The 18,446-nt window shown below is 57.2% G+C and carries 14 protein-coding genes; 7 read left to right on the top strand and 7 right to left on the bottom strand.

The window, feature by feature from the left end:
• The first annotated feature begins 56 nt into the window (after nucleotides 1–56).
• Nucleotides 57–1,262, top strand: a complete 1,206-nt coding sequence (locus tag GGR27_RS02460; RefSeq protein ID WP_168035802.1) for a pyridoxal phosphate-dependent aminotransferase — start codon at nucleotides 57–59, stop codon at nucleotides 1,260–1,262.
• Between the two features lie 76 nt (nucleotides 1,263–1,338).
• Here GGR27_RS02460 and GGR27_RS02455 read toward each other — a convergent pair whose 3' ends face one another.
• From GGR27_RS02455 to GGR27_RS02435, 5 genes are all read right to left on the bottom strand, one after another.
• Entirely contained in the window at nucleotides 1,339–2,976 is a 1,638-nt protein-coding gene (locus GGR27_RS02455) for a S41 family peptidase (RefSeq protein ID WP_168035801.1), read from the bottom strand.
• Nucleotides 2,977–3,259: 283 nt separating this feature from the next.
• The gene (locus GGR27_RS02450) at nucleotides 3,260–4,339 is read right to left on the bottom strand and encodes an AI-2E family transporter (protein ID WP_168035800.1); all 1,080 of its coding nucleotides are present in this window, start codon (nucleotides 4,337–4,339) and stop codon (nucleotides 3,260–3,262) included.
• Nucleotides 4,340–4,364: 25 nt separating this feature from the next.
• A complete protein-coding gene (locus GGR27_RS02445) occupies nucleotides 4,365–5,753 on the bottom strand; it encodes a HEPN domain-containing protein (RefSeq protein WP_168035799.1) in 1,389 nt (462 codons plus the stop codon).
• 118 nt (nucleotides 5,754–5,871) lie between these two features.
• Nucleotides 5,872–8,151 (bottom strand): glycoside hydrolase family 113, encoded by a 2,280-nt coding sequence (locus tag GGR27_RS02440; protein WP_168035798.1) that lies wholly within the window; start codon nucleotides 8,149–8,151, stop codon nucleotides 5,872–5,874.
• Entirely contained in the window at nucleotides 8,148–9,014 is an 867-nt protein-coding gene (locus GGR27_RS02435; RefSeq protein ID WP_168035797.1) for a glycerophosphodiester phosphodiesterase family protein, read from the bottom strand. The genes GGR27_RS02440 and GGR27_RS02435 overlap by 4 nt, the downstream gene beginning before the upstream one ends.
• Before the next feature lie 224 nt (nucleotides 9,015–9,238).
• Here GGR27_RS02435 and GGR27_RS02430 point away from each other — a divergent pair, with 224 nt between their 5' ends.
• Nucleotides 9,239–9,460 (top strand): hypothetical protein, encoded by a 222-nt coding sequence (locus GGR27_RS02430; RefSeq protein ID WP_168035796.1) that lies wholly within the window; start codon nucleotides 9,239–9,241, stop codon nucleotides 9,458–9,460.
• 133 nt (nucleotides 9,461–9,593) lie between these two features.
• Here the strand turns inward: GGR27_RS02430 and GGR27_RS02425 are convergent, their stop codons facing one another.
• Entirely contained in the window at nucleotides 9,594–10,943 is a 1,350-nt protein-coding gene (locus tag GGR27_RS02425; RefSeq protein ID WP_168035795.1) for a DEAD/DEAH box helicase, read from the bottom strand.
• 486 nt (nucleotides 10,944–11,429) lie between these two features.
• Between GGR27_RS02425 and GGR27_RS02420 the strand changes: the two genes are divergently transcribed.
• From GGR27_RS02420 to GGR27_RS02405, 4 genes are all read left to right on the top strand, one after another.
• Nucleotides 11,430–13,055, top strand: coding sequence for a S8 family peptidase (locus tag GGR27_RS02420; protein ID WP_168035794.1), 1,626 nt, complete (start codon nucleotides 11,430–11,432; stop codon nucleotides 13,053–13,055).
• A 152-nt stretch (nucleotides 13,056–13,207) separates the two neighbouring features.
• Nucleotides 13,208–14,164, top strand: a complete 957-nt coding sequence (locus GGR27_RS02415; protein ID WP_168035793.1) for a DUF4421 family protein — start codon at nucleotides 13,208–13,210, stop codon at nucleotides 14,162–14,164.
• Nucleotides 14,165–14,195: 31 nt separating this feature from the next.
• Entirely contained in the window at nucleotides 14,196–14,549 is a 354-nt protein-coding gene (locus tag GGR27_RS02410) for a DoxX family protein (protein WP_168035792.1), read from the top strand.
• Nucleotides 14,550–14,742: 193 nt separating this feature from the next.
• Nucleotides 14,743–15,750 (top strand): cell envelope integrity protein TolA, encoded by a 1,008-nt coding sequence (locus GGR27_RS02405; protein ID WP_168035791.1) that lies wholly within the window; start codon nucleotides 14,743–14,745, stop codon nucleotides 15,748–15,750.
• 78 nt (nucleotides 15,751–15,828) lie between these two features.
• On the opposite strand, the gene GGR27_RS02400 is transcribed toward GGR27_RS02405, so the two are convergent.
• Entirely contained in the window at nucleotides 15,829–17,823 is a 1,995-nt protein-coding gene (locus GGR27_RS02400) for a glycoside hydrolase family 13 protein (RefSeq protein WP_168035790.1), read from the bottom strand.
• A 62-nt stretch (nucleotides 17,824–17,885) separates the two neighbouring features.
• Between GGR27_RS02400 and GGR27_RS02395 the strand changes: the two genes are divergently transcribed.
• Entirely contained in the window at nucleotides 17,886–18,443 is a 558-nt protein-coding gene (locus tag GGR27_RS02395) for a hypothetical protein (protein ID WP_168035789.1), read from the top strand.
• The last annotated feature ends 3 nt before the right edge of the window (nucleotides 18,444–18,446 follow it).

Genomic DNA, 18,446 nt, shown 5'->3' with positions numbered 1-18,446 from the left:
CCCCCCTGAAGATTACCTTCGCCAAACTATTAAGACTATCCGCAAAACTTAACCCAATGGCAACCCCGAAATCTCCACTTTCCGATACCGTGCTCAACATGACCGAGTCCGCCACCCTCAAAATGGCCGCCCTCGGGCGTGAGGCAAAAGCCCAGGGCCACGACGTCATTGCCCTGAGCCTCGGCGAGCCCGATTTCGACACGCCGGAACACATCAAGGAGGCGGCAAAAGTTGCGCTGGACGAGGGCTACACGAAGTACACCCCCGTGCCCGGGTACCCCGAATTACGTCAGGCCATCGCCGACAAGTTTAGGAACGAAAACGGTCTGGACTACACGGCCGATCAAATCGTTGTGTCGAACGGTGCTAAGCAATCTATTTTCAACATCGCACACGCGCTGCTCAACGAGGGTGACGAAGTAATTATTCTGGCCCCATTTTGGGTTAGCTACTCCGCCATCGTCGAACTGGCTGGTGGCACGCCCGTCCCCGTTGGCGCGGGTATCGAGGATGATTACAAGGTCAGCGCCGATGCCATCGCGGCGGCGATCACCGACAAAACCAAGTTCATCCTTTTTTCCAGCCCCTGCAACCCGACGGGCTCCGTCTACACGGGCGACGAACTGAGTGCAATCGCCAGGATGCTGGTGCGCTTTCCCGACGTCTACGTCGTCTCCGACGAAATCTACGAACTCATTAATTTTACCGGCGAGCACGCTTCCATCGGTGCCTGCCCCGAGGTTAAGGACCGCACCATCACCGTCAACGGCTTCGCGAAGGGCTTCGCCATGACGGGCTGGCGGCTCGGCTACATGGGCGCACCGCTCGAAATTGCCAAAGCCTGTACCAAGCTGCAGGGGCAGTCTACCTCCGGAGCGAACAGCATCGCCCAGCGTGCCGGCCTCCACGCACTGACGACTTCCTTAGCGCCGAGCCACGCCATGAAGGACGCTTTCGCCAAACGGCGCGAACTGATTATCGGCGGGCTGAAGAAAATCGAAGGCTTAAAGGTGAATCACCCCCAGGGCGCTTTCTACCTCTTCCCGGACGTCAGTGCATTTTTCGGTAAATCAGCCGGTGGGTCCACCATCAACGACTCCGACGAACTAGCGGAATACCTGCTTACGAGCGCCCACGTCGCTACGGTGGGCGGCAGTTCATTCGGCGCACCCGACTGCTTGCGCATTAGCTACGCTGCTTCCGAGGAGCAACTTACGGAAGCCATTGCTCGGATTACCAAGGCTTTAGGTGAACTGAAGTAATACGTAATTCAATAGATTACTGGTCGGCGGGCCAGTGTTCAAACAGCTGCCGATTACCGCAGCGTATGCTCACAATCTACCGTCGGGCTTCCGCGAGCGGGTCATTACTCAACAGGAGGCGCAGGGCCTCGCTCACGATATCGTCCCGCTCGTTGAGAATCTGGAAATAAGCCGAATTGCCGTAAAGTTGCTTGGCCAGCCGGGCCTTGAAGTAGTGGCGTAAGTCAGCACGAAAAGTATCGGACATCGGTCCGACGCTACCTCCGTATTCTTTAGCCGCCCTGCTCACCAGTCCGGGGAGCACGGCATCCAGGTCCACGTTGAATTGCTTGGAGAACTGGTCGACGTCCGCAATCTCCCCAACGGCGGGGTTGGCGCGTAGGTACTCAAACAGGTACGCCGGAATTTGCTGCCGGACGCGCAAGTAATTCTCGTCGTTCATGCTCGTGTCGAGCGGCACGAAGTAGTCCGGCGTGATGCCACCACCGCCGAAAACGGAGTGGCCGTTGTCGGTGTAGTAGAGGAAACTGCTGTCCTGCGCGTAGTCGGTCGAGCCCGTCAATTCCCCGCTTTCAAAGCGACGGCCGAGGTCGTCGCGGTAGGCTTTTTCCCCGTCGTCGTAAGGTCGTTGGATGCTGCGCCCGGACGGCGTAAAGTAGCGCGCGATCGTCAGGCGGAGCGCCGAGGAATCGCCGAGTGGATACTGCTCCTGCACGAGTCCCTTGCCGAACGTTCTGCGGCCGACGATGATGCCCCGGTCGTGGTCCTGGATGGCGCCTGCCACGATCTCGCTCGCGCTGGCGGAGCCACCGTCGACGAGCACGGCAATCCGCTGAATGTTGTAGAATGCCCGTCCGTTAGTCTTGTAGTCCGCCCGGCGGGAGCTACGCCCTTCCGTATAAACGAGCAACAAGTTTTTCTCGACGAAAAGTTGACTGAGCATCTTGGTCGCCTCCTGCAGGTACCCGCCGGGGTTGCCGCGCAGGTCGAGCACGAGGTTGTGCGCGTCCTTCTTTTCGAGCTGTTCTTCGAGGGCCTTCACGAATTCGTCGTAGGTGTCCCGGCTAAACCGGTTGATGCGGACGTAGGCCGTTTTCGGCTCCAGCAAGTAGGCTGCTTCAACGCTGTAAATGGGGATCGGGGCGCGGGTAATGACGAACGGTCGGGCTGCGAAAACGCCGGGTCGGCGGACGGTAATTTCCACGTCCGTACCGCTTTCACCCCGCATCAGCGAGGCCGGGTCGATGTTGTTTTCGTAGACGCCGGTTACCGTACTGTCGCCGACGAGCACGATCTGGTCGCCGGACAAGATACCGGCCGTCTCGCTCGGGCCGCCGGGGAGCGCGCTGACGACGTTGATGGTGTCGTCAATGACCAAGAACTCAATGCCGATGCCCTCAAAATTTCCCTGCATGGATTCATTCAGCGCCTGCAGCTCCTGGGCGGGAATGTAACTGCTGTGCGGGTCGAGGTCTTTCAGCACGGCCGTGATTGCTGCCTCGTGGAGTTTTTCGGCGTCGACTTCGTCCACGTAGCGCGCGTCCACGTAGCGTAAAATCTCTTCGACGCGGCCCCCGCCGTGGCCGCCCTCGCCGTCGCTGGTGTTTACTACGAGCGGTCCGTTATAATTCAATCGGTAGCCCAGGAAGAGTCCCGCAGCCAGTACGGCGGCGAGGAGAAGCGGGGTCCAAATCTTAGGGTTGGTCTTGGGCATAACGGCGGCTTAGTCACAAAAATACGCACCCCGGTCCGGGGCTTCCGGGTGTACGAACGCTCCCGGAAGAAAAAGGTCAGTAAGAAAGCTAAAATTCTCGGGCGCGGTCGCGGGTGCCGGGGAGATTCGGTGGAGAAGGTAGCAGGGGTGTACCGTGGGCAACGCGGCTGGTGAAAGCCATCGGGACTATGTTTTGTGATCATTCGCAATGCCCCAAATACATTGCTTTTTTCCATCCAAAACTATGCACCCGCGACCGCGCCAATTAACCCACCGTCTCGCACTACCAGCTAGATTTGCCGCCGAATTCCCTACCCATCATTTCCCAGACGGTAACGAACAGGGCCGCTACGGTGGGGCCGATCACGAACCCACTCAGGCCAAAAATGGAGATACCGCCGAGGGTAGAAATCAGGACCAAGTAATCGGGCATGCCCGTGTCCCGCCCGACGAGCAGGGGGCGTAGCAAGTTATCCACCAGACCGATAATCAGGGCACCGACCGCGACGACTACGATCGCGTTGGCGGTCTCTCCCTGAATAAACAAGATGATGGACGCCGGCACCCAAACGATGGCGCTACCGCCGATGGGTAACAGCGCCAAAAAGGTCATTACGACGCCCCAGAGCACGGGTGCGGGAATGCCGACGATCCAGAATAATATGCCGCCGATGGCTCCCTGCGTAATGGCCACGATAACGGTGCCTTTCAACGTCGCCCGGCTCACCTGGGTGAAGCGTTGGACCAGCGTTCGTTCCCGCACGTTGCCCAGTGGCACCGTGTCGATCGACTTGCGGACGATCGTGCGGCCATCCTTTAAAAAGAAGAACAGCAGGTAAAGCATCAGCGTGAACTGAATGAAGATGTTGATGATGTTGCTCGTCACCGCGAGGGCCTGCGCCGCAACGGCTTCCCCGGCCTGCGCAACGTAGCCGTTCAGTTTCTCCCGCAGGTCGCCGACGTTGATGCCGTAAGTCTCCAGCGTGCTTCCGACCTTGGGTAGCTCACGGTCGACGTAGTCCAGAATAACGTTGGGGTCGACGTCACCGTTCTGGATGGAAGCGTACAGACCTGTTACCTGATTGAACAGGGCCAAACAAATCAGGATGAAGGGGACGATTACGAAGAGTAGCACCAGCACGCAAGTGAGCGCCGCCGCCATGCTCTTACGTTTGACTCCAAACATTTTGAGCAGCCAACGGTAAAGCTTATAAAAGATGATCGCCAGCACGACGGCCCACAGCACGGTCAGCACGAAGGGGCCGATCATGTTGAAGAACAGCGCCGTAACGACCGCTACGATGATGAAGAAAAGGTTGCGGTGGATGCGACCTTCATTGGCGCGGGATTGGATTATTGGCATGGTAGTCTCATACCTTTAATCGCGCCTAGTTGTTCATTGGGAAACGCACCGCTTTGATGTTGTGGCCTTCCGCGTTTTCGATGTCGTAAAGCTCCACGACGGTCTGCTCGATGAGGATATTGATCAGTGAATAAGTAGGGCCGACGGCGAAGCCTTTATTACTCAGAAACTGGGTTACGAACCATTTTAAACCGATGTAGTCCGTGTAGCTGAGTTCCCGGGCGACTTGCAATTCATCGAGAATTTCTTCCTCGGTGATGATGATGTAGCCCGGCGCGGCCGTGTTGTGGTAGGTCTTGACCTTGTGCTCCAACTTGATCTTACCGATGATGCGGGGGCCGGTCAGTTTCACCCGGTTGCTGAAGCCTGGTTTGGGTTGCTCGGGGTGGGCCGGTAGGGCCTCCAGCACGGGGACGCTGACGTTGCGATCCTGAATTAAGCTCGCGTGCTCGGCGGCAACTTCTTCTTCCTCCTGAACGACCGTGATGGCCGCCTGGTGAATCGCCTTCTTCTCCTTGAGGCTCAGCACGATTTCGTCGATGTGCTGCTCCGCTTCAATGATGATTTTGGTCAATTCGCCGGACAGTTCCTTGCCCTTCAGCAGCTCGCTGTGGAAAAAGGTCGCCTGGTGGGCCACTTTGTTGCGAATACGGGACATCTCCTTCCAGAGCTTTTCGAAATTTTTGTCGCGGAAAAAGGTCTTGAAGTATTTGGTGTAGTTGCCCTGCAGGTTCTCTTTGAGTTCGCGGAGGTCTTCAATGTTATCGATCTCGTCGAGCAGCTCTAGCACGCGCTCCGGGTCGTTGAAGCCGGTAGATTGCTTGTAGATCAGCAGGCCGAGGTCGTCGAAATCGGCGAATTCGATATCGCTGTTGATGAAGTGGCTGAACTGATTGGACCGGTTCCGCTGCCGGCCCCGTACCTTCTCGATCATCTTTGGCGTAGCCGTCACGTCCCACCAGGCGATGCCGACGCGTTGGAAGAAGAACTTGATCAGGTAGCGGCGCAGCAGGTTCTCGACGGCATTGATCTTGGGGTAAAGTTGGTTGGCGATCTCGCTGGAAATATCGTCCTGCAAAATCCTGATGTGCGCAAATTTAAGCGTCTCGCGAAAGTGCCGCAGCATGCGCTGCCGGAGGGGTTCGAGCTCTTCAAAGTAACGGCTCTCGACGCGGACGATGAAAGCACTCTCTACTAGATCAGTGATTATCTTACTCGTGTCGATGGGGACGACGCGGACAAAAAGCCCGTTTTCTCCTTTGATGTAGGGGACCCCTTCCTGGTTTTGGGTAATGATGGGCGTCTTGCCGTTAAAAATAGCCGCGCTGAAGCTGATGGCGCGGATGAGCGCTTCGTGATTAACAATGTCTTCGGGGTCAATACAGAGTAGCTCGAAAGTGAAGTTGCCGGACATAATATAGATAGTTTGGCCATTTTGGAATGGATAGATTGTGAACGGGCCAATATACCTAATTCGTGCCGCCCTTCCGGAAAGCCGCTCGATTGGCGGTTGAACCTGGCACCCTTACAATCTACCATTCTTTATAAAAGCGGCCAAGCTCGTCGAAAGCCGGTTTCCCGCCCGGCGTGAAACCGGTGGCGGAGGTGTTTCTTCCCCCTTCGTACCCGAGGTAACTGGGCCATTTCCAGACAAACATGCCCGTCAGTTCGGGAGTAGCTCTTACTTCCGTGAGTAAGGCTTGGTAACAGCGGAGTTGCGTCGCCGCGCTGGCCGGTCGGTCGGCAGCTTCGGCGTGGGGGTTCACCCAGGCGCTGGTCACCGAGCGGAAGCCGACTTCCGTTAGCCACAAAGGTTTTTGGTGTTTTTTGGCGATGGTCGTGGCCACGTCGAGCCACTGCCTTGCTCCGGCGCGTAGCTGTTCATCGCTCGGGTTAGCGAGTTTCGACAGCGGGTAGTAAGAGTTAAGGCCGATGACGTCCAGGTCGTCCCAGAAGGTGAGGCGCTCGAATTCTTCGCCCCAGTTAGCGGCGTAGGTCAGGTGGCCCGAGTAGACTTTACGGACTTTAGCGATGATGGCGCGCCAGCGATCGGGGTGTTTGAGGGTCGCTTCGACTAACTCGGTACCTAGGCACAAGCCTTCCACTTTTTCTCGTTCCGCCAGCAAGGCGTAGTGCAGAATCCAGTATTCGTAGTAATCGAACCAGTCCGCCCAGTCCCGCTCTTCGGTAAAATCGATGTCGCCCGGCCAGGAATCCCCGCCGACCCAGATTTGCGGCTTGAGCAGGACGTACAAACCCCGCCGCCGTGCTTGCCGGATGGAATGGGTGGTGGCGGCGTCGTTTTCCGAGCCGGCGTTCGCGGGGATGAAGAACGGTTTGGGCTGGCCGGCGGCGCGCTGAAAGGTGTAGGGGACCACCGCCACCGCACTGACCGAACCGGTCACCAGGCTATCCAGCGAAGCGCCCACCTTGCCGCCACCGTAGCCATTGTGTACGCGGTAGCCCTCGTGGGCGAACGTCATGCCGGCGAGCTTGCCGGACGGCAGGGGGCGGCGGACGAGGGCGGGTAGGGCACTGCCTAGCCGGCGTTGCTCGGCGTAGCTGTTGGTCAGCTGATCTTCTGAATCGGACTGAATTGCGGCCAAAAATTCTAATGAGGATAAGCCCGGTGTCATCCCCTGCACCCGCGCCCGCGCAACCAATTGCTGAATGATCCGCGAAGCCGCCCCGGTCGCCTCGTCGGCCGGTTGTGGCGAGTCAGTAATTGCTGCGTAGCGTTGCGACGCCGTCACCGAATTCCGGTAGTCCTGCGCCTGCCGTTGAGTTTTGTCGGCGATAAGTTGGGCGTAGGCGACCGTGAGGTCCAGTTCCGTGCGGGGAAGCGAGCCACCGGAGCAATCTCGCAGCGCCATTTCCCAGATTCCGCTCGCGTAAAGTAGCGCAGCGGCGGAAAAAGCGCCCGGGCACAGGTGGAGAATTTGCGTTTCCTGATCAAAAAAGGCTGGCCCCATCCGATCGGTGCGTAGGCCGAGGCGCTCGACGCTCGGGTAAAGCCTGATCTCGGCCGGCTCCGCACAAGTGGCCATCCCCAACTGGCCCCTGGCCCGCAACGTCATTGCGACGGCGCCAGTGACCAGCCCCGCATCGAGTGCCGCTGGGGGACCATCGTAGGCGTACACGACGACGTCATCGTTGACCGTAATTGGCGCTTCTAGGTTTTGGAGGTGTATCTCCCCAGCGTCGTCGAAGGACCACGTCGTGTCCTTGAAAGTACCGTAGATCCGGTCGCCACCCGCCCGGTGCAGTTCGAAGGCCCACGGGGAGCGGAAAAGCTGCCCCCAAGTTTCGCCACCTTTTTCGCGTAGCGCGGCCACAAGGTTCGCTACGCTGTCGGCCACGTATAAACCGGCCACCGTTTGTCCGTTGCTCCACGGATTATCGTAGTAGGGTACGTAGAGGACATCGCCGGGCAACAGGTACTTTTTGCGGTCGAACGCTACGCCATCGGGTAAGAAATTGATCACGTCGGTGTGCCCCGCCGGTAAGCGGGTGCCGAAAATAATCGTCGGGCCAGCGCCGAGGCTATCGGCCGTCATGTCTTCGCAACTGACTACCGAAATTCGTTTGCCCCGGGACTGGGTGGCGGCTATTTCCCGCAGGAGCACTCGTAGTACCGTCGCGTCCGCCCCCTTGTCAACGCAATAGACGAAGCGCCACACCGAGGCCCGCATGGCGCCACGGCGTACCTCCTGTCTGCTTAAGCGCGGTTCGGAGGCTGTTTCGCTTGCGGTGGGGCGGGAGCAAGCGGCCACGAGCAAGACCAGTAAAATGAAGGGCAGGGCATTCTTCATCGGGTGGGGATTCGGTCGGGATAATCCGTGATGATGCCCGCTACTCCAAGCGCCACTAATTCTCGCATCCGGTCGGTCGTGTTGACCGTCCAGGGAATGACTTTCATGCCGAGCGCGGTGGCTTCCTTGATCAGTTTCTCGTCGACGTGGATCTCGTACGGACTGTAAATGGGCGGTACAAAACCCAAGTCGTTCATCTTTTTAGCGAGGTCACCGGGGTGCTCGTCGAGGTAGGCAAGGGTGATGCTTGGCGCGGCATCGCGGATGACGGCCAGCACGGGTGGATCGAAGCACTGAAGCGTGACCAAATCGGGGTGGCCCCAGGTGTTGACGTCATTTAGCACGAGCCGGACAAAAGTCTGACGGTCAGGTACGAAGCGTGGGTCGAGCTCGGGTTCGTATTTAAGCTCGATGTTGTAGCGAGGGGGTGGTCGGTTTTGTTGACGGCAAAAGGCAGCGACGGCGGCAAAAACGGCGAGCAGGGTGGGTTTGTGGGCTGGTCGCTTTGCTTGCTCGGGGAAGCGGGGGTGGGGTAGTTGGCCGCAGTCGTAGGCAGCGATCTCGGCGGCGGTGAGTTCCCGCAGATTGATCCGTTCACTGCCCAGCTTGTCACCCGCCGGGCTCAGGCAAATTTCGGGGTTCATCCAAGGCTCGTGGCTCACGATCACGACGTCGTCCCGCGAAATCAATACGTCGAGTTCGAGGGTGGTTACTTGCGGATAAGACAGCGCGCGCAGAAACGCGGGGATGGTGTTTTCCGGTAGCAGTCCCCGGCAGCCCCGGTGGCCTTGCCAGTCGAACTTGGCTTCTTCCGAGGACGTGTCACCTTGGTCAGTATTCTCGGTATCGTACATCTCCGTCATATTTTTTGGGCGACGCGGCGCGGGTGCAAAGTAAGTGGGAATGGAGCAGTGATGACTTTGGGATCTGAGAGTACTTGATACGCAAAGGTCGTAGTTCACCGCCAAACCTGAGACACGAGCTGGCCAACGGGGACCAAAATTTAGCCGTTCAACGCGTGGGAATAACGCGCAAATATTTGCAAATAAAACGCATATTGTTTACTTTTGTACAAAATACAAACAAAATGCAGCTAAATCTTCTCTCCTGTAGCAGTGATCGCCCGGACCGCCGCGCCATCGCCCGCACGCTTTCCGACATCGGCGACGACGTAGACCAAAACCTCGGCAACGAACTAACGGACATTCTCCTACAGGGCTCCACCGTAGAGATCGGGGTGTCCTTCAACGAAAGTTCCGCTTTCCGTGCGCTGCGCAAACTGAACATTGAATACGAGATACTGGACTAAGTCGCAGTTCTACGAACGCAGCAACTTCAGCGGGGGTACGAATGGCTTTCAGTCGTTCGTACCCCTTTGGTTTTTGTGATCATCCGAAAGTTGCTTCTCTGCACGACGGCAATCGTTTCCCCTTACCGTAGCATTACTTCTTTTTATTCTTCTTGCCCCGGGGCTTCATACCGCGCGTCTGCGGTTTTTTGTATTTCGCCATCATCGTCACCCGCCGGCCCTTGCGGACGTTGACCTTTGAGTTCTTGACGCTCTTTTCGTGGAAGGCGCGTTGTTCCCTTTGGGGGCGTAGCCAGCTTACTTCTTCCTCGACGTAGGCAGGGTCGCGTTCTAGGTCGATGAGTTCTTCGGAAAACTCGACCTCTTCCGGGATGGCGCGCGGATCGATTTTCATGTCCATTAATTCTTCAATCTGGTTACGGTACTCTTCCTCGGCCGGGGAGACGAACGAGATCGCCACGCCCTTGCGCTCGGCGCGGCCCGTGCGGCCGATGCGGTGCATGTGCTTCTCCGCCGTGTCCGACAGGTCGAAGTTGAATACGTGGGTGACTTCGCTGACGTCAATACCCCGCGCCACGAGGTCCGTGGCGATTAAGATGCGAAAGGTTCCGTCGGCAAAGCTATTGATGGAGTTGATGCGGTAGTTCTGTGATTTCGAGCTGTGGATGATGCCGACCGCCTCGCCGAAGACCGGCTCCATGCGTTCGTACAGCGCGTCGGATAGCCGGCGCGTGGCGCAGAAGACCAGTACTTTTTGCATGGTGTCGTCCTGCTTCAGGAGCGCTTCAAGGAGGTTTGCTTTGGAGTTGAAGTTGGGGGCTTCGTACGCGTACTGATCGATGTTTTCGAGCGGCGCGCCGGAGGGGGCGGCCTCGATGACCTCGTAGTAGTCGGTGAATTGATCGATGGTGGCCATTACTTCCGGGACCATCGTGGCCGAGAAGAAAAGGTGTTGGCGCTTTTTGGGCAGGAAGTCGACGATGTCGTTGAGCTGGGAGCGGAAGCCCAGGTCGAGCATTTCGTCGACTTCATCGAGGATGAGCCGTTTCACCTGCTTGAGTTTAAGTACGCCGTCCTTCAGCAGGTCGACCAGCCGGCCGGGCGTGCCAACGATGACGTCGACGCCAACTTCAACTTCCGCTTTGTGGGTCTTGATGTTAGTCCCACCGTAGACGCCGACGATTTCGACGGTCATGTAAGTGGTTAGCTTCTCGAGCTCCTTAACGACCTGGATGACCAGCTCCCGCGTCGGGACGATGATCAGAATTTGTGGGTAGGGCGACTTGGTAAATTGCCAGAGCCGAAGGGCCGGCAGCAGGTAGGCAAAAGTCTTGCCCGTGCCCGTCTGGGCGATGCCGATCACGTCGCGCCCGGCCATGATCGGTGCGAATGACTTTTCCTGGATCGCGGTCGGGACGGTGATGCCCTGGTCGGTGAGGGCGTTGTGGAGGGCATTATTAAGGTTAAGGTCGGCAAAGGTCATGGGGCAAAGATACGTGGGGGAGGTTCTTATTCGTCGGTAAGCTCAGGGGAGCTAAACCAAACGTATTAACGCTACTTGCCGCAATCTTGCTGTGCGACAGACGATAAACGATATTCGATTTACTATTGTACGTAATAATTCACTGCGTTCGTTTGCCGCAACGATCAAACATGTGAAGATGCTGACATCTTTCGCGCAGCATCCCTGATTAAATACTTACGGAGTTCAATGGGATGGTAATGGATAAGGTCACTTGGGTAGATACCCCTGGTTACGTCCAGCCAAATAACTTTGCACCCGCGCCCGCGCCAAAAATTAGAGGATTACCGGACAGTTCGAATATTGGCTTAACCGGAAAACACACTTTAAGCCTTCATTAAGAACCCGCACCCAGTCGATCACGTTGGTGTTTTGCGTAATGAAACAACGCACGGCCTTCGTCTTTCGACGGTTTGCTTAAGTAACGTTTTCACCCAACCAACCAGCATGAAACAGTTTTTGCTATTCGCTGCCCTTTTTTGCAGCCTCGCCGCCACGGCGCAATCAGACACCCCCAACGATTGGTGGGATATGGACCGTACGGAGAACACTTTCCCCGGCGTAAGTGCCAAAAAAACCCACAACTACCTGGAGGGAAAGACCGCCACCAAAGTGATCGTTGCCGTCATTGATTCCGGCGTAGACATCGAGCACGAAGACCTGAAGGACGCGATCTGGACGAACGAAGACGAAATCCCCGGCAACGGCATCGACGACGACCGCAACGGCTACGTTGACGATATCCACGGCTGGAACTTCATCGGCGGGGCCGACGGGCGGAACGTGAACAACGAAAACTTGGAAGTCGTCCGTCTGTACAACACGTACAAGAAGAAGTATGACAATCGCAACCGTGATGGTCTGAGCAAGAAGGAAAAGGTCGAGTACGACGCGTACAAAGAGTACGAAAAGATCGTCCAGGATAAGCGCACCGAACTCGGCCCCAACTACGAGCAGTACAAAGGGATCAAGGAGAGCATGGACGTTATCGTGAAAAAAACCGGCAAATCCATCGAAGACGTCACCGCCGACGACATCGCCGCGATCCAGGACAAGGACATGGCAACCGGCCAGATCCAAAAAGTGGTGGCCAACGCCACGGAGCGTGGCGCTACCGTCCAGGAGCTGTACGCCGACCTCGAAGGAGCCCTCGACTACTTCTCCGGTCAAATGGACTATAACTACAACCCAGACTTCGACGCCCGCGATATCGTGGGGGATAACCCCGGCGACCTCGACGATCGTAATTACGGCAACAGCGACGTGGACGGGCCCGACGCCAGCCACGGTACCCACGTCTCCGGCATCATCGCCGGCGTGCGCGACAACGGAATCGGCGTCAATGGAGTGGGTGGTGCGAACGTCCAGATCATGTCGATCCGCACGGTACCGAACGGCGACGAGCGCGACAAGGACGTGGCCAACGCCATCCGCTACGCGGTCGACAACGGCGCCAAGGTCATCAACATGAGTTTCGGTAAGGGTTATTCACCCTACAAAAAAGCGGTTGACGCGGCCATGAAGTACGCCGAGAAGAAGGACGTGCTGATGGTACACGCCGCCGGTAACGACGGTAAGATGTTGACGCTGACGAATAATTTTCCGAACGATACTTACGAAGGCAAGAAGCGCACGGGCAAAACTTGGATCGAAGTGGGTGCCGCCAGCGCGTTCTACGACGAAAACCTGGCCGCCAGCTTTTCCAACTACAACAAGAAACACGTAGACGTTTTCGCCCCCGGGCGCGATATCTACTCGACCACTCCGGACAATAACTACGCTTCGTTCAACGGCACGTCCATGGCCGCCCCGATGGTCGCCGGCATCGCCGCGCTCGTGCGGAGTTACTTCCCCGACCTCAAGGCCAAGCAAGTGCGAGAAATCATTCTCGAAAGTGCCCTGCCGGTTAATCTCCAAGTGAAGAAGCCGGGCTCCGAGGAAATGGTCAGTTTTGCTGAATTATCCGCCACCGGTGGTCTAGCGAACGCCTACACGGCCGTCAAACTAGCCGAGCGCACGAAGGGTAAAAACCGGAAAGCCGGTAAGCGCGACGAGACGCTGCGCATGTACTAAACGCCCCGGCGTGATGGTTTAACTGACACGGGCTCAAGTCTTCGGACCTGGGCCCGTTTGCTTTTATTCCTCTCAGCAACGCACAAAACCGATCACTCATCCGTACTGATTGGTTGAGTAAGTTTACCGACTTTTAAGCGACCCCACACTAAATGCTTCACCCCCTCTCGCGCAGGCGCACCACCGCCCGTTTTGTTCTGTTCTTCTGGCTGTGCGCCGCCTCGGCTCCATCGTTCGCCCAGCAGTGGGATACCACTTACGTGCAGGAGCAGACAGCCCGCTACCGGATCAATGGTGGATTTCGCGTGATTGATGATTTGGCCGAGTTCACCACCCCGGACGGAGAGCGGTTTGAAATTGAGAATCGAAATCTGGCCTTCAGGATTGGCGGACGGTACGGCATTGCCAGTTACACGTTCAGCATTCCCATTAGTGACTTGGGGACGGGCACCGACGAGGAGCAGAGTGGTGGGTGGGGCCTCGGGCTACGCCTCTACCGGCGGTACGGATATTTTCGCACCCAGTTTCGGTTCACCGATGGCTTCCGGTTGACAAAGAACAACGGAGACGGCGAATTTAGGAGCGACATTAAGTTATTTACCGCCTACGTGTACGCCTATCATTTACTGAACGCGCGGCGCTTTAGCCTACGCTCCAGCTTCAACCAGCGCGATCGGCAGCTAGTAAGTAGCGGTAGTTTTTTACTCGGTGGGCTCATCACGCGGCGGCGATTTTTGGCCGATAGCTTGGCCATCAGCCAGGAAGAAGGCGCGTCGCTCCAACTGGCACGTTTCGCGCAAACAAATCTGGGGGTCGGTGGCGGATATTCGTACACGGCCATCATTAATAAAGATTTTTTCATCACTCCGCTGATCTACGCGGGGCCGGAGTTGCGGTTCACCAACGTCCAGGAGTCGGGGCGGGGGAGGATGGCCGAGAACGTGCGGGTGGGTTTGCAGTTGCGGGCACGGCTGTCGGTTGGTTATAACGTCGGGCGGTATTTTGTCGCCCTGATCGGTGACTTTATTCCCAATACGGATAAGACGGCTACGCTGACGACTCGGTCTTCGCGGTCACAATTGGAATTACGGATTGGCACCCAGTGGTAGACGCCGTTCGCACCACTTACAAATAACATTCATGCAAGCGTTCATCATCGGTTTCGGTATCATTCTCGTTGCCGCGGGTATCTATCATTTTGTCAACCCCGCCTTTTACGATCCAATCATGCCCGGGTGGTTTCCAAAGCGATTGGCCAACGCCGCCGGTGGCGTGGCTGAAATTATCATCGGGGCGGGGATGCTGTTTCCCGACACCCGCGTCGTGGCTACCTGGGCGGCGATGGCTTTGATGGTTGTTTTTTTGCCGTTACACGTCTGGGACCTCACTAAACCCCGGCCGGCCATCGGGAATCATTACGTTGCCTTCGTAAGACTCGTACTGCAACTAGTCTTCATCTACTTGCTTTACCGGGGGGCAAGGGGAGCGAGCTAGCTATGTGTTACTGGCGTAGAAAAATTAACTGCGCGATCCCGAGTTAACCGCGTCACGAAAGTCATAATAATGTGCATCCGTGACTAGTTTTACATCTAGTGCGGGAAGCGGCGAACGGGCAGCCGATTGAGTCGTTTACCGCACGAGCCGCTTCGCCAGTCCGTTACAACGCACGAGCACAAACATCGATACCATGCAAGACCCAACCACCCCCGCCGAAATCAGGGGAGATAAAGTAGGAAAAGTAGGCGCCGTGATCGGCCTTGTTTTATTCCTGCTCCTGTTATTTATCCCCCTGTTCTTCACCACGTTGCCCAAACCCGGCCAGCCGGGCATCTTAGTTAACCTCGGGATGATCGACCTCGGCCAGGGTAATGAGAATGCCGGACCTTCATCCCCAGCCGCACCGCCCGTGGTCGAAGAGGTAACGCCGCCACTTCCCCAGGAGGATGTCGCACCGCTTCCGCCCCCGCCGCCCACCAGCGCGGAGCCGCAACCCACGCCGGTTACCCGCGAGGTCGTCGTCACCGAAACGCCGCAGGAGATCGCCATCCGCAAGCAGAAGGCCCGCGAAGAGGCGCGCAAGAAATCGGAGGCGGACCGTAAGCGTCGTGATCAATTGGAAGTGGACCGCCGTGCCAAAACCGAGCGCGACCGCGTGAAGGCCATCGAAACGGAGCGCCGCAATAAAGAAGCGGCCGAAGCCGCCGTGCGGCGCGAGGCCGCCGAAAAAGCACAGCGCGAGCGGGATGCCGCCGCTGCCGCCCAGAGAAAAAGAGAAGAGGAAGCCGCCGCCACGCGCAACCGGGCCGGTGGGTTATTCGGTGGCGGGGGTGGCCAGGGCAACACCGGTAAGCCCGGCAATCAGGGCGTCGACAACGGCGACCCGGATTCTAAGGTCCTGGAAGGTGTTTCGACCGGTGACGGCCGCGTTTCCGGCGGTCTGGGCGGCCGGGGTGTGCTCAGCAGCCCCGTCGTGCGCGAAAATTCTCAGCGGCCCGGCCGGGTAGTCGTCGACGTTTGCGTCGGCCCCGACGGTAAAATACTTTCCGCTAATTACACCCAGTCCGGCTCCACCACCACGGACCCCAACCTCGTCAGCGCCGCCCAGCGCAACGCCCTCCAGTGGAAATTCCAGCCCAACCCCTCCGCCCCGGAACGGCAGTGCGGGAAAATCACGTACGACTTTAAGGTGCAGTAAGCCGTCCGCCGCACAGAGTTGGAATAACCCCTAACCGCTTCGTTGGGTACGGGTCATTTTCGTGGTGGTACCATCGTTTTAGTGTTCCAGGATGAAAACCCTCGCTTGCTTCGGTGCGAGGCGAATGTCAGTAAGTTGTACGGCAGCTTCGCTGTTGCCCAATTCTTTGCCCTTCGTGAAACCACCCGTGATTTTGACGTAGTCGCTCAGATCAGCTAAGGTTCTCGCCGAAGAGTTGCCGTTAAGAATTATCATCACGGTTTCGCTACCCGCGCGGCGGAAGTAAACGTAGACGCCATCCCTCGGAACGAACTGCGTGAGCTCACCGACGGTCAGCGCTTCGCTATTTTTACGGTAATTGGCTAGTGCCCGGACGTAGTTGAAGTACTCCCTCTGCGCACCATTGCGGTTGGTATCCGAAAATAAGTCGGTATCGTCGCCGGGGAAGCCACCGGGAAAGTCTACGCGACCGCCTTCCCCGAACGCGCCGCCCGACCCTTCCAGCAGCGCCTCGGTGCCGTAATAAATCGAGGGCGTACCCCGTAGCGTCAGCAGTAGCGCCATTGCGCTTTTCATTTTCGTCAGGTCTCCGGCGAAGGTGGTGTACAGGCGGCTGATATCGTGGTTATCCAGAAAGATGACATTCTTTGACGGGTCCGGGTAGAGGTAATCCTGGCTAAGGGTGTAGTAGAGGCGCGTTACGCCACCCGTCCAGGAGGGCTCTTCCGCGATCGCTTCGTGGATGGCGAAGTAGGTTTGGAAGTCGGTTACCGCCGGAAGTTTAGTATCGATCGCCTGGCTGAGTTTATCGCCACCGACGAACCAGGCTTGCACGCCAATCTGGTTGACCCAGGTTTCGCCAAAGATCCCCACGTGCGGAATTTCCTCCCGCAACCGCCGGTTCCAGTTCGCCATGAATTTCGTGTCCGGGTAGGTGTACGTATCGACCCGAAAAGCGTCCTGGCCGCTATAAAGCGTCCACCAGATGCTGTTGTTGATCAGGTAATTCGCCAGGTGCTCGTTTTCCTGGTTGAGGTCGGGCATGTGGTTGTCGAACCACCCGTCGAGCATTTGGCGTTTGTCGATTTCGGAAGCGTAGGGATCGAAGATGGTGGCGGCGCGGAAGTTGCTTTTTGTGTACGTGGGCCACTGGTGAATCCAGTCGGCGGAAGGAATATCACGGATTTGATAGTGTTGGTCGCCACAGTGGTTAAAGATCACGTCCATCACCACCTTGATGCCCCTGGCGTGGGCTAGGTTGACGAGTTCTTTGTACTGCGCGTTGGTCCCCAATCGTGGGTCGATTCGGTAGTGGTCACTCACGGCGTAGCCATGGTAACTGGCGTAGGGTTGGTCGTTTTCTAGGACGGGATTGAGCCAGAGAGCGGTTACGCCGAGATCTTCCAGGTAGTCGAGGTGATCGATGACGCCCTGCAAATCGCCGCCGTGCCGGAAGAGAAATTTGTCGCGGTTGACGAGGGTGTCGGTCGCGGCGTAAATTTTGTCATTAGTCGGGTCACCGTTAGCAAACCGGTCGGGCATGATGAGGTAGATCAAATCGCGCGAACTTAGTGGCTGCCGGTCGGTCCACGTCGTACGGGGGTGGGCATCGAGGCGGTATTCAATCGTTTTTTGGGTCTTATCCGTTCGTGTTTCCCCGGATGTTACTTGGGCGAGGTCGCGGGTGCCGAGTTGAATTGGAAAGGAGCCGGGGAGGGTGCCCGGCGCGATGTGCAACCCCACAAAAAGGTAATTCGGGTTCGCCAGTCTGCGCACGTACTCCACCGCCACGCCCGGATAACTTACCAATGCGCGATCGTAGTCCGCTACGTTACGAGCGTAGACCAAGATTTCTACCCGGGGGGCCACCATGTCCACCCACCAGTTCATCGGTTCCACCCGTTCAACTACATTTTCCAAACCCGTAGGCGACCGAATTACGTACTCGGAGAACTCCGTACCAATGGGCAAGTGCTGCATCGGATCGTCATCAAATACCGAAGGCTGTTGCGCGATCAGGGGAGAGACCAGTAGCACCGTAAATACGGCTAGTAGTGTATTAACTCGTAGCATAAAGTAAGTTTAATTGGTCGGCAAAATATAGGGGCTGCGCAAGTCAACGTAGCTTTGCCGCCATGCGTGCACTCCTTAGGTACTTGGTCTTATTCGGCGGCATCGTTCTGATGATTAACGGTTGCGACGGCGTGGTCAGCTCCCGTTTCGGCACACTTGAACAATCTACGATCGACCTGACCGATACCGACGTAAATATCGGGGACGACGACTACGTGAAAGTAACGAATGCCGTCTTCACCCCGGTCACGATCGACGTTCAATCCGCCGTCTTCTGGTCAGCCGACGTCCGGCAATCTGCCTTACTTACCGGCGCACAGTTATCCGCCTGGAAAAACGGTGAGCGGGTCCGCCCCCAAATCATTGCTTGGCTTAAAAGCCCCGCTTCTACGTCCGCGCCAATTTCTCTCAATCAGTTTACAAAATCCAATACGGCCGAAGGAGTCATCGGGCATTCCACCACAACCGACGCAGCCGCGTGGGCAAAGCAACGCTTCGTTATCGATGAATCCACGCACTACCTACACCTCAATCAACAGCCCGCCCGGTGGTACTGGAGTCTAGCCATGTTTCTCGGCGGACTGACGATTGCCGCCCTCCCGGATTTACTCAATCTGTAAGAA

The organism is Neolewinella antarctica (assembly GCF_011927835.1).
Classification (GTDB): Bacteria; Bacteroidota; Bacteroidia; order Chitinophagales; family Saprospiraceae; genus Neolewinella; species Neolewinella antarctica.
The sequence above is the reverse complement of the archived record's forward strand: the minus strand, read 5'-3'. Positions and strand labels throughout refer to the sequence as shown.